The sequence below is a fragment of the candidate division KSB1 bacterium genome (genome assembly GCA_034506335.1).
Lineage (GTDB): Bacteria > Zhuqueibacterota > Zhuqueibacteria > JANLFK01 > Oleimicrobiaceae > Oleimicrobium.
Window position 1 is genome coordinate 1 of the sequence record JAPDPR010000058.1, and the last position, 22,009, is coordinate 22,009.

A 22,009-nucleotide genomic window follows, 5' to 3' on the forward strand; every position below is an offset into this window, starting at 1 on the left:
GAAAAGCAGGCTGCTGTAGATGTTCTCACAAGTGCTCTTCAAATGTCGGGCGGCGATCCCGCTCTGCTGAACCTTGCTGGCGTCATAATGACTAAAAGCAAGCGATATGAAGAGGCTGCACAATTCTTTGAGTTGGCATTAGCAGGTGCAAGAGACGAGGTGTTGATAAAATTAATCAACAAAAATCGGGCTTTCGTCAGTAAGAAGATTGCCTGAGAACAGACAACGGATACGGTTACATCCAACTTCTAATAGATTTAACTCCATCTTTTCCCCATCGAAGGTCGTCCTAACAAGCGCTTCCAGCCGCCATGCTCCGGGTGCCGCTGAAGCGCGAGCCGCTAGGCCGACATTAGATGTCTGTCCAGGGTATGTTTTTTACAGACCCAAAAGGAGGGGTGAAATTATGGCAAGCGTTTGGCTGGTCTTTATCGGGACGGCCTTCATGCTGACTGTAGGAGGGGTCGTTGCACTACGCCTGAGGGGGATGAAGACACCCGTCTTTCACGAGGTTGGCATGTTCCTCCTTGTGATGGCGGCTGCTACGGCGGCATTCCCGGCGTCCCTACCAACTTCCGGCTGGATGATCTGGGCTGGCAGCTAGATAGGCTTCGTGCTCGCCGTCACGATGGCGATGACGGTGAGCGCTGTAGGCAAAGCTCGCCGGCTCGAAGTCGGGAACATATCGGGTTCAGCAGGGTGAATCCCTCCCTGCTGCACGACTCGATGACCCACGGCCCCATACATCCCACACCACGACCGCTTCTCCCTGGACCCACAACCTTTCTAAAGGGTTTTCCGTCAAGGATCAAACACAATTTCGTACAAAGCCAAAAGACGGTGAAGAGACATAGTCGGACAACTAGAATAGCGCTGCGTTTCAGGGGCGGGTCCATAGTATCCCCTGGCCTCGATCGTTTGGGTAATTCTGCGAACAGGAGGAAGCACATGAAGCCAAACTTCGGCACTGACTTTGGTGGCGTAATCGTGAAGAACCGAAAGTGGTTTGTCGGTGAGAATCCCGATTTCAACGACCCCAACGATAGCGCGGCGGCTCGTGAGGGCGTGGTCGAAGCGATCAGCGAGATCGTCTCCCTCTGCGAGGGACGAGTGTGGATTGTGTCCAAGGGAGGACCAAGGAGGCAAGCGGCAACATTTGCCTGGCTTCATGATTTTCAGTTTTTCTCTCGTACTGGCCTAGATCCTGAACATGTCGTGTTCTGCAGGGAACGGCAAGAAAAGGAGGGTATTTGTCGACAGCTTGAAATCACGCACTTTGTCGATGACCGCATCCATGTCATGCAGATACTCAGATATGCAGTGCCCCATCTCTACTTATTCGTAAACCCCGGGAACGAGAGGTTTTGTCCACCTTGGGCAACCCCCGTATTCTCCTGGAGTGAAGTGGTCCAGTTGTTCAAGGCGTCCCTGGAGCAAGGCAGGTCAACACCGAAATGACATCGTCACAACCGGCCGATGGGCGGGGATTGACCAATCTCAGTTCAAATAACGCAAACATAACCCCTGCGGGTGCTATGGACCCTTTCCTCAGTCTGCTCCGCCAGGGTGAAAACGTAAAACACCCGGAGAAGAAGGACCCCTCTCAGGGGAACCTGCTGAGAACAAGGCGGTTGTCCAGCCTTCTTCACCCCAACCTTACACGAAACTTGCGCACCATGTAGTGAGGATGGTAGGACTCCTTTGCCCGCCGGAGTCCGGGATCGCCCAAATCCTGCTCCCGGTTGATAAACGGCACCTCGGCCCAGCGGTGGGCACAGAACTGCTGATTGATGAGCGCAAAGAGCGGGGGTATCTCTGGGTTGGCCTTTTCCAGGTGGATCACCGCCGTCTCACTGTTCAGCGGTTCGCCGATGGCGAATGCCTCAACTTTTCCGTCGACGAGAACCACGCCCCCTTCCGCGCGCAGCGCAGAGAAATGGCACAGTGCCTCGCGCACCGCGTCCCACTCGTCCAAAAGCCCCAGGTCCTCACAACAGCGCCGCGCTTCGCACCACTTGCGCGCCACCTCCATGCACGCCGGCACGTGGCGGTCCTGGAGGGGCTCGTAGACGGGATTGAGCTCCCGCAGGGCCCGGTTCACATGATTGCGCTTGCTGTGGTACTTTCTCCCCGCCAGCTGAACAAGATCTGAGGTCCGATACACATAGTCGAATTGGTCCGGCTCGGGTTCAACGATAAGGTCCGCGGCCCCCTGGAGCACGTTCGCCCACCGTTCCTCAACCCGCACTATGCGGGCCTGCGCTGGACCCACGCGCTCTGCCATCCACCGAAGGAACTCTCGAACGACGCCCTCCTCAGGGTCAGAACCCACGGGCTGCAGACCACACAGCCCCCTGTGGGGATCCTCGCATAGAAACAGCACCCAGGGGCCGCACAATGACCAGCTGACCCGATAGCGGCCTCGCCAGATGAAAAGGTTGGTGAACGTGTATTCCGATGCCTGGGGCTGCCACTGCCACAGCACAGGCTCCAGAACAGCGCGGTCCTCCAACGTCAGGCTCTTGAACGTGGGGAACTCTGGTCGAGCGCGCCCAGCCGTCTGTTCCTCAGTCATCGGAAGTTCCACCTTGCACCGAGAGCGAGATAGTGAAAGAGGGCAAAGTTGTACACCTGCTCCACGTCGGCGCCCCCTTCCAAGAGACGATAACCGCCATATAGTTGCAGCTTCTTCGCCGGTGCATACACCAGCGCTACGAGAACGTCTTCCGCGCGCCCTTGTGGGGCAGCCAGCGCATCGCCATCCACCACGAGCATCAGCCGCGCCCAAGGTTGCCAGGTGGCGCGGAAGCTGAGGAGCGGCACAAAGCCAGTGTTGGTGGTCTCCCCGCTGAGCCCAGGCGCCTCCAGGCGGATTGCCGCGTCCCGCACTTTGGCCGTGACCCCCACCGCCACCCGCACCGCCCCTGCATCGTCCAGCGCGTACCGGTAGGTCAGCCGGTAGGAATCGAAGCGATACCGAGAAGTGAGGCGAGTATCTGCAGGAAAGAAAGTGCCGGCGAACATTACCGGCGTGGGAAGGGAGCCTGCGCCTTGGAGTCGGAGTGGCGCCACCAAAAGGCTGAGGGTATGCCGCGGCGCCAACTGGTAGCTCAGGCGCATCCGAACAAAGCTCGTTGCGGTGGATGTCAACTGGTCTGAAAGGGAGAGCATCGTGCCCGTGGACTTGGGCACGCGCACGTCGTTGTAGCCGGTCCACACCCTTCCCGTTTCCACCTCCACAGCAACCTGCGCACCCAAAGAAGCCACACCCATGAGCCCCAGCGTCAGAACAATCCCCATGGCGCAGAAGCAGAGGCTCCGCCTTACCCCCTGCCGTCTTGCCTTCGAACACATAGGCACCTCCCACTCACTGATCCTGTTCAAAGCCTCACGTCGAGAATTCTGCTTGAGTCTCAGTCCTCCTCACCGAGCACGAGTTCAATACCCTCCTTTGCCAAGTAGGCGACAATGAGCAGACCCACCAGGGGGTCCGAAAGCCAGAAGCCAAAAAGGGAGTTTGTCAGCAGTCCCAACAGGAGCGCCAATGAAAGCCACATGCAGACAAACGTCTCTTTTGAATCCGCAACCAGGGAGCGCAAGCCCAGCGCTTGCCCCAGGTGCAACTTTTGCCGCGCCAGGATGGGCATCACGATTGCCGAAAGCGAGGCGATGGCGATGCCAAAGGGCGACGGCTCAGGCTTCTCCTGCAGAATGATTTTGCGGATAGATTCCGCCAACACGTAGACACCGAGGACCAGGAACGTGACCCCCACAAAGCGTGTGGCACGCCGCTCCATGCGCTCTTCTTCCTCGGCCTCCGCACCGTGCTTCCGTAGGCGCCAGATCAGCACCAAGCCGGACAGAGACTCCACGACGCTGTCCAGGCCAAAGCCCACTAGGGAGATGCTGCCCGCGGCCCTCCCGGCAAGCACAGAAGCGACCGCCTCGACGACGTTGTAGCCGACGGTCAGGTACTCCAAGCGGAGTGCCCGTCTGAAGCCTTCCTCGCGAGAAGTGGGTTCTCCGGCCGAGCGCGCCTCCTCTGCCCCCTGCTCAACGTCTGAGTGCTCCGTCTTAACAGCGCCTTCTCGGTGCATCATGATCCGCCTCATGCGTCCTTGTGCACGCGAACTCTACCGAACCTGTGTGCGCGAGCTGCTAACACGGCGGCTCCTGCCTGCCCTCCACCAGGGCGCGTAAGAGCTGGATGCGGCCAATGTGCAGCGCAGTGTGGGCGGCGGTATTGAGCAGCCAATGTGCCACGGTCATCTCGTCTTGCAGTGTGGGTGCGGCAGAATGAAAGTCCTCCTCTTCCAAGGTGCTGATGTAGGTGAGGCTGTCCTGCCGCACTTGGCGCACCCACGAAAAGAGCTCCTGCACCGAGGTCACCGCACCTCTGACTTGCTCCACCGGGGTCCACTCTGCGCCGAACACCCGGAAGGGTGGTGGCACCACCGGCTCAGGCAGGGCCTGGAGGAATTTGCCAATGTGCACCCGCTCCCGGTGGGCGATGTGCCCCACATGCCAAATGATGGGCAGACAGCAGTCGCCAGGGACCCAAAACAGCTGATCCTCAGTCAGCCCTTCCACTTCGGCCAGCGGATCGCCGTACCATGAGCCCCTCCCGTACAAGAAAAGTACCACATCTTTCCACTTCGCCATGGCTTGGTCCTCACGTTGAGTTCGGGTGGGGCGAGCCGGGCGCCGGACCGGGCCCAGGATGTTGCCCCCGCCATTGCTCTTCGTACGTCAAAATGGCCTGGACCAGTTTGTCCGGGCCGAACTTGACCACGTCGGTTGTAGGCAGGCCGGTCTCCTGCTCCACTCGCTCGACCTCGCGTCGTGCGTCGTCCCTGGAAAGGACCCGGAGGTTCAACGCGATGCCGACAACTTTGGTCGGAAACACCGGTTCCGCCACTGCCTCATAAAGCGCGACCGCCTTGTCCATGGGCGGCACCGGCGTGTTCTTGGAGCCCCGCATGATGGTGCGCCCATACTCGTGGCACAGAATGAGCGCTTGCGGAGCAAACCCATGCAGCATGCTCAACGTCACGCCGGAGTAGAGAGGATGAGTCAGGGCTCCTTGGCCTTCGATGAGCAAGTACTGGTGGGCAGCGTTCTCCAGAACCAGGCGTTCGGCCGCCCCTGCGACAAAATCGGAGATCACGCGATCCAGAGCGAGCCCACGGCCCGAAATCATGATGCCGGTCTGTCCGGTGGCCACAAACACTGCGTCGAGGCCGCGTGCCTGCATGGCGCGGGTGATCTCCAGGGCAACGACCTTCTTGCCGATATTGCAGTCGGTGCCTACGGTGTGGACGCGGAAACACGGCAGCTCCGGCGCGCGGCACTTGTTCACAGTCAAGTCATCGGGAACGCGCCGCACATCCACCAGCAACACACCGCGCTGCTTGGCCCGGAGCGCAAAATCCGGATCATCGTTGAGGAAAACATGCAGGCCGGCAACCACGTGCAGCCCGTAGTCGATAGCCTTGAGAATGATTTCCCTCCAGCTCGGCGGCAGCTGTCCCCCGGCCGGCGAGATGCCGATGAGCAACGTGTCCGGCTTCAGGCGCATCGCCTCCTCCAGCGAGGCGACGATGGGAATCCCTCTGCCCACGCCGAGAAGCTCCTCGGTGTCCCGTCCTGCCTGAGTGGAATCGATTAAAGCCACCACCTCGTCGCGCCGGTAGCGGACCACACCGGCTGCGGTTTTGCCAGGTGTGGGGTGCGTGTTCCCCTCGGTTAGAATCACAAACCGCCTTGTGCCCTGCAAGAGTTCGAAACCTGACATCCGCCTGCTCCGCTTCCCATCAGTATCCGACCGCCGCCCCAAACCGTCGCGAGTCGGCGCCGCCCAGCAACCGCCCTTGCCGGGAGTCGATCAAGGACCCCCTGCGCTCCCCCGAAGAAGACGTCGTAATCGCCTTTGACTTCCACAGGATGGCCGCGCCTACGCAACTCTGTCACCACCGCGGCATGGAATCGCCTTTCCACGTACATCGTCCGCCCCTCGCAATGAAAGCACGGCGCCTCGATGGCCTGGTCGATGCTCATCCCAAAGCCAACAACGTTCACCGCGATTTGCGCCAGCGCCGAGATAGTGCGCGGCCCGCCTGGGGTGTCCAGCGTCGTCACCACCTTCCCCTTGCGCAACAGGAGCGTGGGTGCCATGGCGTTCTGCGGGCGCGTGCCGGCAAAGCCACGATTCGCTCAACCTCCTGCTTCGCAGCCATCTTGGCTCCGCCAAGCCCCTTTGAGTTCCCTTCTGCAGCCTGCGTCAATGTCTTCATGCCGGCGAGCTGCTGAGGGCTGCCCAGCGTGTCAAAGGTGAACCGGAGCTCGTTTGGACCCCACATAAGCTTCACAATAAGCACATCGGCACTGTGGCCGGCAGAGGTGAGCAGAACAGGCTTTTCGGCGACAAATTCGTCGGCCCGAGCAGCCCAGATCCGCAAAACCGTTATCGACAGCCCCCGGGTGATGATGTGCCTGGCCGTTCCCCGACCTGGCGATACTCCGCGTCTTGCCCCGCGTCCCCTCTGGTCCCACTGGGCTCCCCTACCACAATGCCACAATCTTTGGCACAAAGACCCACAAGCCGATAACCAGGGCGGTCAGGGCGCTCATGAGCACCCCGGCAGCTGATAGGTCCTTGATCTTGCCGATGGCCTCGCTGCGCTCCGGGCTGACCACATCCGCCAGACGCTCCAGGGCCGAGTTCAGGAGCTCGAACGAGAAAACAAGGCCGATGGCAAAGGTCACCGCCACCCACTCCCAACGTGACAGGCGGAAAAGCACTCCGGCCGCGATCACGCCGACGGCCGCCACCAGGTGGATGCGGGCGTTGTGCTCTTCGCGGACCAAGATCGCCAGCCCTCGAAAGGCGTAGCGAAAGCTGCGCCCCCTCTGGCGCAAGGAAAAGCGGCTTTGATTCATGGGCGGTTACCTACGAGCCAACACGGCCAAACACTTCCGGGTACTGCCTGATCTGCTCCTGGAGATCTCGATCATGACGAATGACCACGACGCGATAGCCACGCGCCCGCAGTTCGGTGCGCACGCGTTCGTCCGTCTCCCTTTGCCCAGGGTCATCGTGCGCAGGGCCATCACAAAATATGCACACGTTGGGTGGAAAGTCCGCGATGCATCTCATGCACAGGCGCGGCGGCTCAAATTTACCTTCTTGGGGGGCGAATGTCAAGCACTTTTCTCCTTCCAAAAGGGAGAAATGGGTAGATGAGGAAAGGGCGGGGAACAGAGGGCCCTGAGGATTCTTCCGAATGCGCGCTCAAAGGAGCCAGCCCCGAACATATCACCACATCAGTTCTGATTTTGGCTCGAGGCAGCGGACCGGTGTCAAGCCCACATGCCAGCTCTGAAGTAAAAAGTGCCTTGGAAGCCGCTCCAAGGCAAACCGGATCTGCTGGTGTGACCCACGAACCACTTGTGCTGCCGAGGGAGCACTACGTTCCCCCTCTCCTATATGCCCCTAGGATCGACGAAAAGGCCGAGCCAAGGGAGCTTATAGGTGAATCGCACGTAAAGAACGGTAGAGACTATCACTAGACCGATCACGCAAAGCCGAAAACCCAGCGCAGGCGTGGCCCTTTCCAGGTGCTTGTCCCACATCCCGCCCATGATCCCAGAGAGGTACGTGACCACCGTAGCCCAAAGAAGCTCGACGGCCATATGTTCGATCCTGCCCACAAGAGCAGGTGCCACGTACCACAGAAGGAGCACAAGCCAGGGCACGACCACGGCAGATGCCAATCTGGAATACCAAAAGGCGGCTTTGTCGCGGACTGACCTCTTGCCCGCCACACCTTCCACCACACTCGCGACGAGGTACGCCCAGAAGGCCATCTTCAGGTGCTGAAAGACTGATTCGTTGACGCCGCAAAAAGGGGCGAGAAACGGCCAGTGGGTGAGGTCAAAGAGGAAGTGGAGTACTGCGAAAACCCCCAGGTAGACCAGGGCTTTTGTCCAAGTCCGCATTAGCTTGGCCTCCTTTCCCATCCTCTCCGGGGCCTTGCCCCATCAGCTGAGAAACAGGAGCGCAATGCCGCCGACGGCGATCGCGGCGCCGAGCCAGGCGCGCGGCGAGGGCCTCTCCTTGTATGCGACGCGCACCACGGGAATGATGAGGAGCGGTGTGGTGGACATGAGGGTGGAGGCGACGCCGGTGGCGGTCAACTTCACGGAGGTGAGCATCAGCCAGATGCCGAGGAAGGGGCCGACAAGGGCGCCGCCCATCATGAAGGCCAGCGCTTGGCGATTGCGCAGAGCCTTCACTCCTGCCTTCGCGCGCCCTGCGGCCGCCGCAACAAGCCACACCCCAGCAACTGCGGTGGTCACGCGAATCACAGTAGCGGAAAGGGAATCCAGCGTGTCGCCCATTGCTATTTTCGATAAGACCAGCCCTACGCCCTGGCCAACGGCCGCACCCACGCCGGCCAGCACACCCTCCGTGCGGCCCTGGCCGCGCTCGCTCCCTCCTGGCGCCCCTTCGGCAACAACCCAGGCGACGCCGGCCAGCGTCACTACCATGCCCGCCACAGCCAAAGGTGTCAGTCGCTCATGGAGCAGAATTCGCGCCACCACCGCAGCCACCGGAGGTGCGAGCGTGCTCAGCAACGTGGCCAGACGCGGCCCGAGGATTACCACGGAACGGAAGAACAGCGCGTCGCCGATCACCAGGCCCAGGAAGGAGCTGGCCGTCAGAAGGGTGACCTGCTCGCGCGTTGCCCAGGTGGGCCAGAAGACCCCGCGCGTCAGGAAGAGCGTGCTCACCAGAAGGATCGCCCCCAAAGGAATGCGGAGGAGATTGGTGGTGAAGGCGCCCACTCTCTTGCTTGCCTCGCCGAAGAGCGTGGTGCCCAACGCCCAGCAGGAGGCCGTAGCCAAGGCTGCCAGTTCACCCAAGCGCCACACAGACCGCTTCCTTTTGTGCGCCTGCCACCAGCCTGGCGGTCACGCCTTGCTCCCGCCCGATGAGGGTCGTGCCCCCTTTGCCACCGGTATCTCCACAATGGCGCGCGTCCCCACCCCTACTTGGCTCTCCAGATAGAACCTACCGCCGTGCGACTCCACGATCTGCTTGACGATAGGCAACCCCAGGCCAGTGCCCTGCCCTTCCGCCTTGGTGGTGAAAAACGGCTCAAAGATCTTGTCCTTGATCTCCTCCGGAATCCCCTCGCCGTTGTCCTGGATCACCATGCGGACAAAATTGCCGTCTTCGCTCAGCGCGGTGGAAACGGTCAACACCCCATCAGCCTTCATGGCGTGCGCCGCGTTTATCTCGAGGTTGCGGATCACCTGCTCAATCTGCCCACGATCGCCCCAGACCGGAGGGAGGTTTTCGGCAAACTTTTTCTCGATGCGAAAGCGTTTGAGCACGCCGCTTAGCACGAGCGTGTCCGTAGTATCCTCGAGCACCTCTTTGAGGTCCATGCTCTGCAACCGGGGGCGCATGGGCTTGCTGAGGGACAGGAGGTTGCGTCCGTGCAAGGCCACTTTGTCCAGGTGGGAGAGGATGCGCTGGCCGATCTTGCGGACCTCCTCCGGATTCTCGGCACGACGGAGCAGCAGCTGCGCCTCCACCATCAGCCCGCTCACCAAGTTGTTGAGTTCGTGCCCAATGCTGCCCGCGATGACGCCGAGGGTGGCCTGCTTCTCGGACTGGATGAGTTGCTCTTGCGCCTTCTTCTGCTCGGTGATGTCCTTGTATATAAGGGAGACAAACTCTACGGTTCCATCTTCAGCCAGGATGGGAGTGGCCGAAATGAGCACATTGCGCGGCTGGCCGTCCTTGGTGTAACGTACCGCCTCGTACACGCGCACCGTCTTGCCTGCGCGGATCTGGCTGTTCAGATAGTCGCTCGAGGCGCCCACATCGGGACGGATGATGAGGTCCTCAAGGGTCCTGCCCACCGCCTCCTGCTCCGTGTAGCCGAACACCTCTTCGGCACCCTTGTTCCAAGAGAGTACCCGATTGTCGCGGTCGATGGTCATGATTGCATCTGCCGCGCCATCCACGATTGAGCGATACAAGTGCTCCGACTTGCGCAGGTCCGCAGTCATTTCGGCAAAGAGATCGCGGAGGCGAGATGCGTACTCGGCAAGTTCGCGCTCGTACTTCTGCGCTTTGCTTTGAGAAGGCACCACAGTTCTACCTCACCTGATACAAAAAAGCCCGTGCCTATCGCCGGGGGTCAGCGCTCATTGCAAAATAGCAAAATCAGGCAGGAAAATCAAGCGGAAAAGTCTCGCCGCGCGGACTCCCGGGAAGAAAGGCCTTGACAATCTCTAACCACCTGCGTACATTGTGCGGCGAACGAAATCTTCGCTTGTTGGAGCGATTGATCTTCGGCCGCAGAGGTTTGTGGACGAGGCGAAAGGAGATCGCCATGCCCACCCGTGGGTCAGACAGAACCGGTTCGCGTTCGCGCACCCCAGGCAAGGGGTCACGTCTGCGCCGGCTGCTGGAGGGATTGCGCAGCACTGCGGCGAACCTCGCACTGCAGCCTCATGAGTACCAGTCCTCGCGACGCCTGTTGGGTCTTCCCCTGCTGAGCATCAACATCGGCCCGCAAGAGGTGGCCGGAGCGTTGCGTCATGCCCGGGGCATTGTGGCCATTGGGAACAAAGCGACGGGAGTGATAGCCATCGGCATCTTCGCGGCGCGAGGCCTCTGTGCCATAGGTTTCCTAACCGTCGGCGTAGCGGGGGTTAGCATCGCCGGTATCGGCCTGCTCACCGTGAGCGTGTTCGGGGCGGGACTGGTGAGCGTGTCGGCTGTGGCCCTGGGCTACCTTGCCGTTGGGGTCATTGCCGTGGGGGTGCGCGCCTTGGGGGTGGTGGCCATAGGCTTGGACGCGGTGGGCATCATCGCCGTCGGCAAGGTGGCAAAAACGCTGTTCACCTTGGGGCGCTGAACAACACAAGACCGACCCCGGTAAGCGCGGACGACGACTTCTTGCCTCGCTGCCCCGCCACTGCGAGAGCGCTTTCTGGCACCGACCTTACCCCACTGGCAGCGCCCGAACCCTCTTGGTCCGGCGAGCAACCTCAGGCGGTTTTTTCCGTTTTCATCTGCTCCCTGGTATAGGCAATGACCTTTTGCAGGATTTCGTCCAAACCGAACTTGGGTTGATAACCGATGAGCTGCCTGATCTTGGTCAGGTCCGGCACGCGCACGCGCATATCCTCAAACCCCGCCTCATAGGCCTGGTCATAAGGGATGTAGACAATCTCCGATGAGGACCCGGACAATTCCTTGATGCGCTGTGCTAGCTGGCTTATGGTAATGGCCTGGTTGTTCCCGATGTTGTAAATCTGCCCCTCGGCCTTGGGGTGTTCGGCAAGGGCAATCAGCGCATCCACCACATCCGCCACGTAAGTGAAGCACCGCACCTGGGAGCCATCGCCGTACACGGTGATGGGCTCTCCGCGCAGGGCCTGACCTACCATGCGCGGGATGACCATGCCATAGCGCCCTGTCTGTCGCGGCCCCACGGTGTTAAACAACCGTGCGATCACCGTGCGCAACCCTTTTTGCTTGTGGTAGGCCAAGGCCAGAAATTCGTCGATCCCTTTCGAGGCGGAGTAGCTCCAGCGACTCTTGGTAGTCGGCCCCAAAAGCCGGTCATCGTCTTCGCGGAAGGGCACCGCTTCGCTCTTGCCGTAGATCTCGGAGGTGGAGGTGATCAGCACCTTGCGCAGGTAACGGTTGGCCAGCCTGAGCACCACGTGCGTGCCCAAGATGTTGGTCTCGATGACCTCCACCGGGTGGCTGACGATGAGCTCCACCCCCACGGCGGCAGCCAGGTGGTAGATGATGTCGCATTCAGACACGAGCCGGTCCATGACCGTCTCGTTGAGGATGGTCTCCACCGCCACGTGAAAGCGGGGGTTATCGCGCAAATGTTGAATGTTCTTGAGGCTGCCCGTGGACAAATCGTCAATGGCCCACACCTCGTAGCCCCGGCGCAATAATTCTTCGCAAAGGTGCGAGCCAATGAACCCAGCCCCTCCTGTGACCAAGATCCGCATAGGCTTTCCTTTCCCGTTCAGATTCCCGTGCCTTATGCCCTTCCCTTTCGCCCAATGTGCATCAGGGAGACGATGATGGCAAAGATAACCAGCTCATTGACCAAGACTAAGCCACTCTGCCAATAGTTGAGGCTTGGCAGGAGTGCTGCCCCAAGTCCCACGCCAAAGGTGACCAGGTAGAGAAACAGCACGGCCTGTTTCGGCGACATCCCCAGGTCCATGAGGCGGTGGGAAAAGTGGCAGCGGTCGCCCACCCAAATGGGGCGCTTTTCGCGCAGGCGGATGTACACGACAGAAAAGGTGTCAAACAGGGGCACGCCCAGCACCAGCAGCGGCAAGATGACGGGCAGCAGCCCGGGGCTACCAGGGACCACGTATGAGCCGACCAGGGTCAAACAGGCAAGCACGTAACCGATGAAAAGGCTCCCTGCATCGCCCATGAAGATTGTGGCAGGGTAAAAGTTGTGACGCAAGAAACCCAACAAGGCCCCCACCAGCGCCGCGAGCATCAGCGCGGTGAACACCTGTCCCTGCAGCGCAACGACGAAAAGAAGGATTGCTCCGGCGATTGCACCGATGCCCGCCGCTGCCCCATCGGTGTTATCCAACAGGTTGAACGAATTGGTGATCCCTACGATCCAGACGGCCGAAATGAAGTAGTCCAAGACCACGCCGGGCATAAAGCTCGTCCTGATGCCGACCGCGATGGCGACGGCTGCACCAAGGGTTTGCCCTGCGAGCTTCAGGCGGGGGGAAAAATGTATGCCGGCAATGTCATCGACCGTGCCCAATGCGGTTACCACCGTGGCGCCGACGAGGATGCCCACCACTTTCGGCATCACGCGAAGAAGATGGGGCACCTGCTCCACCAACGCGCCCAGGTACTTCGCCACCCATAGATGGGTTCGAAGCGCGAAGAAAAGGGCCAGGTTCAAGCCAACGGTCAGCGCAAAGGCAGCATAGATGGCGATCCCTCCCAGCAGGGGCATGGGGCGTTCGTGTTGCTTGTGGGATATGGGACGGTCGAGCACCTCAAAATGGAACGCCAACCGTCGACACAGGGGGACGAGGGCCAGGGCCATCACTAGGGCGCTCAAAAGCACATAAAGGTACAGTAGGGCTCGAACCTCAAGGCTCATGACACGATTCCTTCCAATAGGTTGGCCAGTTGCTGGGCCTGTGACTGGCGGGAAAAGTGGTGTTCCACGTAGCGGCGGCCGTTTGCCCCCAATCTCCGCGCCAGGTCGCGATCCGCCGCCAGGCGAAGAATGGCTTCAGCCAACGACTGGGCATCCTCGGGCGGCACGAACAAACCGCCTTGGGCTTCTTCAAGCACTCGTCGCGCCTCGCCGTCCACCGCCAGCAGCACCGGCCGGCTACAGGCCCATGCGTCGAACATCTTGGAGGGCAATGCGCCGGTAAACAGAGGCTTCTTCTTGAGCGGAACGATGCATGCATCCGCCGCAGAGAGGAGCTCCGGCATGCGCTCGCGGGAAACCTCGTCCACCAGCTGGACCTGGCGCAAGTCCCACTGCGCCACCAGTTGCCGCACCTGGTCTTTCACCGGTCCTTCACCCACGAAGGCAAAACGAATGTCCTCTCTGTGCTTGAGCAGCCTTGCCGCCTCGCACAATACCTCCATCCCTTGGGCTATGCCGAAAATTCCGGCATACATGGCCACGAACTCATCGCCCCATCCCAGATCGGCTCGCGCGTGCCGGCCGCGGTCATAGAAGAGCTGGGTGTTGGTGCCATTGGGGATGAGCACGAGCTTCCTCTCATCAACGCCCCGTTGCCGCAAGGTTTCCAGAATCCCCTTGGTCACCACCGGGATGGCCAGCGCGTGGCGGTACAGCGCGAATTCCAGTTTTTCAGCCAGGCGGGCGTAGGCATGGTTGCGAATCTCGCCCAGCTCCACCGCCGAGAGCGGCCACACGTCGCGCACCTCGAACACGAAACGCGCGCGCCGTGCGCGGGCAATGACCAAACCTGCTGCGCCAACGAACAGGGGCGGCGACGTGGCAAAAACCACATCGTAACGCCTGCGCAAACATACCCCCACCCCGGCGGCCATGAGGGCAAAGGAAAGGTAAAAGGCCAGCCGGGTCAGGAACGTCTTACGCGGCCTGGTCACGACCCACACGCGGACCACATCGACCCCGTTTACACGCTCCCGCACCAGCAACTTGCGCCTGTAGTCCGGATGGATAATACCCTTGGGGTGGTTGGGCACCTCCGTGAGCATGGTCACCTCGTGCCCCATGCGCACCAGGTGCGTGGCCATCTCGTAGGCGCGGTTTTGCGTGGCCCCCACCTCCGGGGGAAAGTACTGGGAAATGTAAAGGATCCTCACCCTCGATCACCCGCTGTGCACATGACAGCCATCGTGCTGTCCCAACGCACACGTCCCGCGTGACCCACCGCCGCTCATCTGGCCACCACGGCTTTCCCGATCACTGCAACCTGTCGCCCTTCCTGCACGGCGCTGAGCTTGTATAGGTAGACACCATTTGCTATGTCGTCACCGTCCTCATCGCGGCCGTCCCAGTGCAGGCGGTTGAAGCCCGCCTCATTCGGCGCGGGCGCAAGCGTTCTGATGAGCCTCCCCGCCAGGGTATAGATGCGAATCTCCACTTTTTCCGCCGGTGCGGTGAGTACATAACAGAAATCCGTCCCCGTGCGGAAAGGATTGGGATAGTTCACTACCTCGCGGAGCTCAAAGCGCTCCGCCACTTGGAATTCCGCGCGAGAACGCGACGCGTTCCCATTCGGATCAGTGAATACCACCTCCATGGTGTGCCTGCCCGGAGCAAGAGCTGGCTCCAGCACCAGGGAACCTTTCAGCGATGGGTCGTCATGTGTTCCGGGGGGCAGCAACCGCAACAGCGGTTCACCAGCCGAAAACGCCAGGCGCGTTCCATCCAAAGAGACATCCAGGCCCGAGGTATCGCTGAGGGCGCCTCCGCTGTTGTCAAACAGTTGCACCACCACATACGGCCGGGACCTGACAAAGTCGCCAGCGGCAATTGGTCGGCCGTCAAACAGGAGGGCTATGCGTGGGGGAACGGAGTCCTTTGCCACCTCGACCACCGTCGTCTGAATGTTGTTGAACTTCACCGGCTCGATGATCTGGTCGGAGGGGTCGATACTTGCTTTCAGTAGATAGGTTCCTCCCAGCCCTGCAGTCGGCCAGAGGCGCCTGATGATTGCTGTGCTGTCCGGCGCCAGCGCACGGGAGAGAGTGTCACAGGCAAAAATGCGCTCTACGCCTCCATAGCTCTGCGTCCACCAGACCACCACTTTCTCCGCCGGTGCGTAACCGATGTTGCGCGCCTCCAGCTCCAACTGCACCGGGTCACCAGCTACTACCCGCCCTGACGGTGCTACCCGGAGAGGGAGCGCCGCAAGTTCGGGTGCAGGCGCAAAATGCACTCGCCACCATCGCAGCGCAGGCGACCAGCGGCCATCGCTGGTGGCCAGCTCCGCGCGTAGCCGCACCTGACTGAAGCGAGTGTGATCCAGGCTTAAATCGCAGCCCCCCTGAGCTCCTGGAGCAACCGCCACGGGCAGCCAGGCTCCGGTCGCTCGCTCATAGGCCTCGACGCTCACGGTGCTGGTTGTGGACAGGTGGGGCTGCTCAAGCTCCCACTCCACGCTTTGCCACCGCACAGCGGGTCCAATGAGCGGAGAAGTCACCCAACCACGTGCTTTGTAGAACACGAGGGTATCCTGGAGCACCACAACGCCGTGACCAGCGGCGAGCCAGCGCTCCGGCACACTTCCCGGGGTCGCCCCTTTTCTACCGATCAGGGCCCAGGAGTCCCGCGCGCCCACCTGGCGACAGAGCGCACTGCCGATCGTCTCCAGCGCAGCATAGGCCAGCTCGGTCATGCTCTGGCTTCCTTCGTCGGCGATGGCTGCCAGTACGATCATGCCTTCTGGCACCTGACTGATAAACTCTGCCATCCTGTCCGCTTCGCTCGACGACTCGTAGGTATCGAACGCCTGCGCGGCCAGCACCTGGCCGGTCCCCGGGTGAACCACCGCCACGTTGTGGCCTCTCCCTTGCGCCAGGGCAGGTGTTCCCCCGACCAACACGCGGGCATATTGCCCATCATGGAACCCCGCTGATTCGACCCGCAAAGGCAGGAGCGTCCGCCCCAACTGCATGCCCGCCGGAGTAGGCTCTGTGTCCTCCATAGGTGTATCTGAGCTCGGCAAAGGAAAGCGCTGCTCCCAGCACAATCCACCCCGCTGCGCATCCAAGGTGAAGCACGCCTCCCGCCAGGGCCCTGGTCCGTTCTGATACACCGCCCTGGCTCGCCAAAAGTAACGCCCGTCCACCGACAAAGAGGGCCTCCAAATGGTGGAAAGCACGCCGGGCACCACGGCCGGCGAACGCTGCAGAGCTCCAGAGCCAAAGGTCGCCGTGGTGTCCACTTCGAACTCGACGTACAGCAGCGGGGAGACAGGATTAGGCGGGGTCAGGACCTCAAGGGTTGGGGTCTTTGTTACCACGGCGTAGGGGAAAGGTTTGAGCAACGCCACCTGGGCCGCCCGCAGCGCTACCCGCACGGCGGCACGGTTGTCTGCTTCCACTGTTTCCTGCACCCGGTTCGCCGGATCCACTACTGCCTCCAGCTCGAAGGCGCCGCTGAGGCCACGCGGGCTCCAGACAAAAAGGGCTGAGTCCTGCCAGCCCATGGGGGGCAGCCGCCGTGCATTCTCAATCTGAAATGCGCCTGTCCCTGGCGAACGCCCCCACAATTCTACCTCGACGGACTCCGCGGTGGCAAGCCCAAAGTTATGCACGCGCACGCGCACCTGCACCAATGAGTCATCCTCGCTCGGTTCGGAGGGCGCGAGGAGGAGGTCCGAAGGGGTCACTACCAAATCAGGCAAGGAAGGCAATGCCAGGTCGGTGGCCGGGTCGCCCAACAACGTGTACTGCAAAATCACGTTTCGACTGAACTGGCTACCTCCCAGATTCTCCCAAAGGCGGAGCTTTGCCAAGGTTGTGGCTTGCCCCAAAAGGTGAACGGTATCCAGCAGCGCAGCACGAAAGAGGTTTGTCACCAGCACGTGGTCATGAAACAGGTACCCCCAGCCGGTGGTTCCCCAGAAGGCCACCGCACCGCTCCGGGGCATCCTTAGGAATTCTTCCCCAAAGCAGTTCTGGTACGGATTGGCGAACCGCGCCGTATGACAAGTCATGCTGGTCACGAATGTGTAGCGCCCCGCATTGCCAAGGTCCAGCAAGTCAGAACTGTTCAACATCAAGTCCCAGGTACCAGTACCGGCATGGCCGACAAAATTGGTCCACATCACCCCATCGTTCAGTGCTGCCAGGATATCCTCCCGATGCTCACCTTGGAAATAGCCCGTGGTGGTCTTGCTGATGATGGTAGGCAAACAGGCGGCAGGGGGCCTGGCTATGATGGAATCCACCAGAAAACGCGACTGCTCGCCGAACTGCCGCTGTTCCCATGCATCAAACCCACCGTTGATGAGCAGCACGTGCTTTTTCCACGGTGCCGGGCTGCGGTCAGAGTCGTACGCGATGATCTTGCGCACCATATCCATGGCCTGCTCTGGGGTTTCCGCCGGGATGCGACCCACGAAAAGGTCCGGCAGCAGGTCATCTGGGCCGTCGGTCGCGACAAACCAGGCGTCGCTCACGGGATTGCCAAAGCTGGGCACGAAGTCCGTCTTCTCGGTCTCGGGGAGCAGGCGCTTCGGATCCCAAGACGCATCGCCTAAGAGGAGGAGAAAGGTCGGGCGCTTTTGCCAGGTACCTGCTGCGTGGCTTACAAACAGGCGAATGGCCGCCGGGTCCGCCAGGCCGTAGGTGAACTCATCGTAGATGTCCTCGACAAAAGCAGTGCTCACCGCGAATCCGTTGTGCTGTCGGCGGAACGCGGCCAGCGCTTCAGCCGCGGCGGCAAAGCTCGGGTGAGTGACGATGAGATAGTCGGCACCGTTGGTGGGTGCGCGCAACTGCGAGGGATGGTCCGGCACGAGCCGGGCCGGTCTCCGCAGCGCACCTCTGTCAGCTGCCATCACTTGCGCGTCACCCGACCATGTACTCCCAAAGCTGGCCGTGACGGAAGGCCCGCCAGAGGGGAAGTCTATGACCTCACTCAGCCGTGCGGGGCCAGAGTATGCAGGAGCAAGCGCTTCGGGCACTGAACCTGGTGTGGCACCCTTCCGACCCACCAGGGCCCAAGAGCCGCGCACACCCACCTGGCGGGTCAATGCGCTACCCAGGCTTTGCAAAGCGCTGTGTGCGCGCTCGGTCATACCCACCGTGCCTTCGTCGGCAATGGCCACCAGGACTATAGTACCAGAGGGCAGCCGTTCCACATAGGCGGCCATGCTATCCGCATCCGCTGCAGAAGCATACGTGTCAAAATGCTTCTTGTCCAAAATGCGCCCGGTCTGGTGGTCCACTACCACCAGGTTGTGGCCGCGCCCCCCGATCCAGACTAACTGCTCGTCCTGCCAAAACTCCGCGCGATTCCCGTCGTGAAAACCGGCTGAGAGAAGTGAGAACCGCGCCCACCACGCGTGGGAAAGACCCACCTGGGTGAGGAGCCGCCCATTGGTGACATCCACCGCCACTATGCTATCGCCGGCAAAGCCTTGGATCGCCACATCGCCAGCAGCGGGAAGCAGGCCGACGAATTGGCCATCTACGGCCGCAGGCCTACGCGGGTATATGAGTTCGATCCAGTCCAGGTAGAACTGGTCAATGGTGGCGCCGGTTCGGCCCACTGAGGCGATGGCCACCTCGCTGGCCTTTCGCCCGACAGACGCCGGCAGGCTCACGCGCACCGTAGAGTCTTGGCGATTATCAAACCAGACGTCGGCAGCCAGGCGGCCGTTGAGCCACACCCGGGCATGATGGTCTGGACTCACGGGGTCAAGGGTAGTACCACGCAGGCGCACCATGAGGCGCAGGCTATCCCCCTCGGGCGCAAAACCTGTCAGCGGCACATCCACGCGCAATGAATCTCCAGGGTTGAAAAAACGCCAAATCCACCCTTCGCCCGGGGTGGCGAAGGTGTTATGCACCTCCGCGTCAGAATCGCCAGAGTAGTAGTGGCGATCGTATTCCACATGGCAGGTGTCGACAAACCACCGGAGCGCCGGGCGGCCTGCCGGCGGCGATGGCGTCGACGAAAGACGGAGCCCGGGTGCGCCACCCCAGGTGAGCCAGTAAACATTGCTGTCTGAGGCTGCGGCATAGTAAGTGCTATCGCCCCGCCGGCGCTGCGCAGGGAAGATCAGCAGGTCCTGCGCATCAAAGCTCCCGTCGTCGCCGTCGAACACGGCAATTGGCACTTCATTGCCGAGATGGTACATTCGCAGCGAAGCGCTGGCGATACCCTCGGCCCCCACCCCTACGGCATACAGGTCATACCCCCGCACACCGTAGAGTCCCTGGTCCACCACCAGGAGCTTGCAGTAGGGCCTGGTGGGGTCATACCAGCCATAGTCACCGCGGACCCCTGCGCTTCGGGCCCTCGACTCAGGCCGCAAGGTCCGTTCGCACATGGCCTGAATCACCCGCATAACATCGTCAGCTGGAGACACCGACACGTGCCGTGCCAACTGGCCCTCCCACTCCACGCGGATGCGTGCCCGCGTAAGCAGGCGAGCGCTCCTCCTTGTAGGGTCGTACCGCAGCGGATGCATTGCCACTCGAAGAAGCTGGTGGCCAGCCACGGTGGCTGTGCCGTCAAGCGTGACGAATGACCTCTGAACAATGGGTTCCTGGGCGGCCGGGCCAGACGGCACGAAACGATAGCTAATCCGATCGACACCCTCAGGACCCTGCTCCCGTACCATGAGAGCATACGGCAGAAGGAAGCCATCCGCAACCGCAACGGTGCTGCTATCCTCGATGAGCAACGTGACCTTGGCGCCCGTAGGGATTTCGATTGCAATGCCTGTGGTCGGAAGAGCCAGAGATCCGTGGTCAAGATCCAGAGGGAGATCCCCGAGTACGGGAATATGTACTTCCTGACCGTTGTCTTGCAGGCGCTCAAATCGGAGCGCGGGTGCGGTCCATTGGAGGAGACAAAAATTCTGGCCCCTTGCGACCATGTGCAACGGCCGCTGGGGAGCAGATGCCAGCGTAGCGGCACAGCAAAGTAATGTCATCACACCCGCACTGTGCATATGAAGACTACGCGCGTTGTCCTGCCTAAGAATCGTCCCTTGTACCCTCACCTTGCTACGTTGGCGGTGCGCTTCAGAGTCTGCTCCGCCTGGTGTAGAATAAGATAACACTATTTTTCCGAATCTGCAAAAGTCTTTTTCTGAGCCTCAGGCGTAGGCCGAAGTGCTGGGACAAATAGCGCTCGCCTAAAGGCAACTTGTGATGTGGAATCGAAAAAAAAGTGCTTGACTTTTGACTGCGTAGGTGTTAAACTATTAGTAAAGGGAGGATCTCGCCGGAGCCCAAGGCTCTTTTCCCAAGCCGACATGTCCTTTGCTCCGACAGGCGGTGAGGTACAGTGCAAAATAGTCCCTCATCCCTGCATTGCCCCCCCACGAGGACGAAGGGCCTAGTGTAGATGCTGACACACTCTTCCGCAAGCACTACACTAAGCGCTATGGTAGGCGCACACGTGGCCCCAGCGTAGCCGAGTCTATTGTTGAGTGAACTAAGAGGTGAGGAGGAAAAGGGAATAATCATCAGTTGGCGTGTCTCTTCTGGCTCACCGGTTTTGAACCAACAGAAAAGGAGAAAGCAATGAACCTCGGAGCCCTCATCTTGCAACTACTGAGTGGCGCGGCAGGCGGCAACATCGCTGGCGCGCTGCTCAAGAAGCAAAGCCTTGGTCCGGTCTTGAACTCAATTCTCGGCATTGTCGGCGGGGGTCTTGGTGGCCAGTTGCTTGCGGCCCTTGGCGCCGGTACAAGCACGGGTGGCCTGGACCTTGGTTCCGTCATTTCCAGTGTATTAGGCGGTGGCGTGGGCGGCGGCGTCCTCATGGCGATCATTGGGCTTATCAAGCAGGCACTGAGCAAGTCGTCATCAGGACGCTGAAAGGGCACTTGGCAGAGCGATTGTCGCCTTGCACTAGCAGAGCGCGTGACCCTTCCGACCTTTGCCCTCTGCGCCCATGGCAAAGGCCAACGCACACTATCTTCAACGCGGTCTCCTGGACTGGTCTCCTGACCACGGGGCAAGGAGAGGTATGCAACCACGAACTAAGGTAAGGAGGCAACCACCATGAAGTTGAGCACGCCCAAAGTCACTACCTGGTGGATCGCCGTGATTCTCGGCGTCCTGGGAATCCTGGGTAAGTTGGTAGCGATCGGCATCATTACAACCCTCAATTTTTGGCTGGTGGTGGTCGGGCTCATTCTCCTAGTCTTGGGGACGCTGATCAAAGGTTTCTAATCGTTAGTACGCCGGGATGAGCTAGCCGCCTAAGGTCCGCCCCGCGCGGCGGCAGCTCGTCCCGATTCTGCCGGAAAGGCCAAACCGCGAATCCTCCTTTCGCTATTTGGGTGCAGCAGCCGTAGCTATTTTCTTAGGAGAACGGACCCTGCGGCATGTTTACGCACCTCGAGGCGAAGGGGTGGAGACACGTCTATAGCTCATGCGCGGCCTCTACAAGCCTTGTGTGCTCAACGCCTTTGCGCTGGCTTTTCCAAGCTACGTGGCTCCCTTACCCATCCGCGACACCGGTCAAAGACATGCTTTGTTGAGACCTGTCCAACGGCGCGAGCATTCTCCACTCTGCGTTAGACGCTCGACCTGCCTCCATGAAGGCAACCTTTGAGGTCTGAGCAGGAACTCTAAGTTGGAAGGCTGGCACGGGAAAAGCTTTGATCGCACTGAGCATTGTTTTCACTTTGCTCTCCGCGTCACGCGCGTCGGTCGCTCAGGAACTGCGCCCCATCAAGCTAAACCCACCTGGCAAGAAGCGGTGTCTCC

General features: G+C 60.7%; 20 protein-coding genes and 1 pseudogene. 6 read left to right on the forward strand and 15 right to left on the reverse strand.

What is annotated here, in order from left to right; translation table 11 throughout:
- The 3 genes from ONB25_13535 to ONB25_13545 form a co-directional block, all read left to right on the forward strand.
- Positions 1 to 216, forward strand: a 216-nt coding sequence (locus ONB25_13535; GenBank protein ID MDZ7393906.1) for a hypothetical protein, incomplete at its 5' end; no start/stop codon positions are given.
- Between the two features lie 190 nt (positions 217 to 406).
- Positions 407 to 604: a hypothetical protein gene (locus ONB25_13540; GenBank protein ID MDZ7393907.1), complete on the forward strand. Its 198-nt coding sequence runs from the start codon at positions 407 to 409 to the stop codon at positions 602 to 604.
- A 344-nt stretch (positions 605 to 948) separates the two neighbouring features.
- Positions 949 to 1,458: a hypothetical protein gene (locus ONB25_13545; GenBank protein ID MDZ7393908.1), complete on the forward strand. Its 510-nt coding sequence runs from the start codon at positions 949 to 951 to the stop codon at positions 1,456 to 1,458.
- A gap of 187 nt (positions 1,459 to 1,645) precedes the next feature.
- Here the strand turns inward: ONB25_13545 and ONB25_13550 are convergent, their stop codons facing one another.
- The 11 genes and pseudogenes from ONB25_13550 to ONB25_13600 all read right to left on the reverse strand — a co-directional run bounded on the left by ONB25_13550 (position 1,646) and on the right by ONB25_13600 (position 10,167).
- Positions 1,646 to 2,575 (reverse strand): phosphatidylglycerol lysyltransferase domain-containing protein, encoded by a 930-nt coding sequence (locus ONB25_13550; GenBank protein MDZ7393909.1) that lies wholly within the window; start codon positions 2,573 to 2,575, stop codon positions 1,646 to 1,648.
- Positions 2,572 to 3,354, reverse strand: a complete 783-nt coding sequence (locus ONB25_13555; GenBank protein MDZ7393910.1) for a hypothetical protein — start codon at positions 3,352 to 3,354, stop codon at positions 2,572 to 2,574. Before ONB25_13555 ends, ONB25_13550 begins: the two co-directional genes overlap by 4 nt.
- Positions 3,355 to 3,413: 59 nt before the next feature.
- A complete protein-coding gene (locus ONB25_13560) occupies positions 3,414 to 4,100 on the reverse strand; it encodes a cation transporter (GenBank protein MDZ7393911.1) in 687 nt (228 codons plus the stop codon).
- A 58-nt stretch (positions 4,101 to 4,158) separates the two neighbouring features.
- Complete coding sequence (locus ONB25_13565) at positions 4,159 to 4,662, reverse strand: DinB family protein (protein MDZ7393912.1); 504 nt, start codon at positions 4,660 to 4,662, stop codon at positions 4,159 to 4,161.
- A 10-nt stretch (positions 4,663 to 4,672) separates the two neighbouring features.
- On the reverse strand, positions 4,673 to 5,794 hold the full coding sequence (locus ONB25_13570) for a DUF1611 domain-containing protein (protein ID MDZ7393913.1): 1,122 nt from the start codon (positions 5,792 to 5,794) through the stop codon (positions 4,673 to 4,675).
- Positions 5,752 to 6,186, reverse strand: a pseudogene (locus tag ONB25_13575) (gamma-glutamyltransferase family protein). The gene ONB25_13570 and the pseudogene ONB25_13575 overlap by 43 nt, the downstream one beginning before the upstream one ends.
- Before the next feature lie 375 nt (positions 6,187 to 6,561).
- Entirely contained in the window at positions 6,562 to 6,939 is a 378-nt protein-coding gene (locus tag ONB25_13580) for a diacylglycerol kinase family protein (protein MDZ7393914.1), read from the reverse strand.
- A 10-nt stretch (positions 6,940 to 6,949) separates the two neighbouring features.
- Positions 6,950 to 7,156, reverse strand: coding sequence for an endonuclease domain-containing protein (locus tag ONB25_13585; GenBank protein MDZ7393915.1), 207 nt, complete (start codon positions 7,154 to 7,156; stop codon positions 6,950 to 6,952).
- 326 nt (positions 7,157 to 7,482) lie between these two features.
- Positions 7,483 to 7,998, reverse strand: a complete 516-nt coding sequence (locus ONB25_13590; protein ID MDZ7393916.1) for a DUF6512 family protein — start codon at positions 7,996 to 7,998, stop codon at positions 7,483 to 7,485.
- Between the two features lie 42 nt (positions 7,999 to 8,040).
- Positions 8,041 to 8,934, reverse strand: coding sequence for a DMT family transporter (locus tag ONB25_13595; protein MDZ7393917.1), 894 nt, complete (start codon positions 8,932 to 8,934; stop codon positions 8,041 to 8,043).
- Between the two features lie 39 nt (positions 8,935 to 8,973).
- Entirely contained in the window at positions 8,974 to 10,167 is a 1,194-nt protein-coding gene (locus ONB25_13600) for a PAS domain S-box protein (protein MDZ7393918.1), read from the reverse strand.
- 242 nt (positions 10,168 to 10,409) lie between these two features.
- On the opposite strand from ONB25_13600, the gene ONB25_13605 reads away from it, so the two are divergent.
- Positions 10,410 to 10,937: a hypothetical protein gene (locus ONB25_13605; GenBank protein ID MDZ7393919.1), complete on the forward strand. Its 528-nt coding sequence runs from the start codon at positions 10,410 to 10,412 to the stop codon at positions 10,935 to 10,937.
- 133 nt (positions 10,938 to 11,070) lie between these two features.
- On the opposite strand, the gene ONB25_13610 is transcribed toward ONB25_13605, so the two are convergent.
- The 4 genes from ONB25_13610 to ONB25_13625 all read right to left on the reverse strand — a co-directional run bounded on the left by ONB25_13610 (position 11,071) and on the right by ONB25_13625 (position 20,163).
- Positions 11,071 to 12,054 carry a GDP-mannose 4,6-dehydratase gene (locus tag ONB25_13610; GenBank protein MDZ7393920.1) on the reverse strand — a complete coding sequence of 328 codons (984 nt, stop codon included), beginning with the start codon at positions 12,052 to 12,054 and terminating at the stop codon, positions 11,071 to 11,073.
- Positions 12,055 to 12,086: 32 nt separating this feature from the next.
- Positions 12,087 to 13,193, reverse strand: a complete 1,107-nt coding sequence (locus ONB25_13615) for an undecaprenyl/decaprenyl-phosphate alpha-N-acetylglucosaminyl 1-phosphate transferase (protein ID MDZ7393921.1) — start codon at positions 13,191 to 13,193, stop codon at positions 12,087 to 12,089.
- On the reverse strand, positions 13,190 to 14,407 hold the full coding sequence (locus tag ONB25_13620; protein MDZ7393922.1) for a glycosyltransferase family 4 protein: 1,218 nt from the start codon (positions 14,405 to 14,407) through the stop codon (positions 13,190 to 13,192). The genes ONB25_13615 and ONB25_13620 overlap by 4 nt, the downstream gene beginning before the upstream one ends.
- 74 nt (positions 14,408 to 14,481) lie before the next feature.
- On the reverse strand, positions 14,482 to 20,163 hold the full coding sequence (locus tag ONB25_13625; GenBank protein MDZ7393923.1) for a C25 family cysteine peptidase: 5,682 nt from the start codon (positions 20,161 to 20,163) through the stop codon (positions 14,482 to 14,484).
- 652 nt (positions 20,164 to 20,815) lie between these two features.
- Here ONB25_13625 and ONB25_13630 point away from each other — a divergent pair.
- The gene (locus ONB25_13630; GenBank protein MDZ7393924.1) at positions 20,816 to 21,112 is read left to right on the forward strand and encodes a hypothetical protein; all 297 of its coding nucleotides are present in this window, start codon (positions 20,816 to 20,818) and stop codon (positions 21,110 to 21,112) included.
- Between the two features lie 186 nt (positions 21,113 to 21,298).
- The gene (locus ONB25_13635) at positions 21,299 to 21,469 is read left to right on the forward strand and encodes a hypothetical protein (GenBank protein MDZ7393925.1); all 171 of its coding nucleotides are present in this window, start codon (positions 21,299 to 21,301) and stop codon (positions 21,467 to 21,469) included.
- Positions 21,470 to 22,009 lie beyond the last annotated feature (540 nt).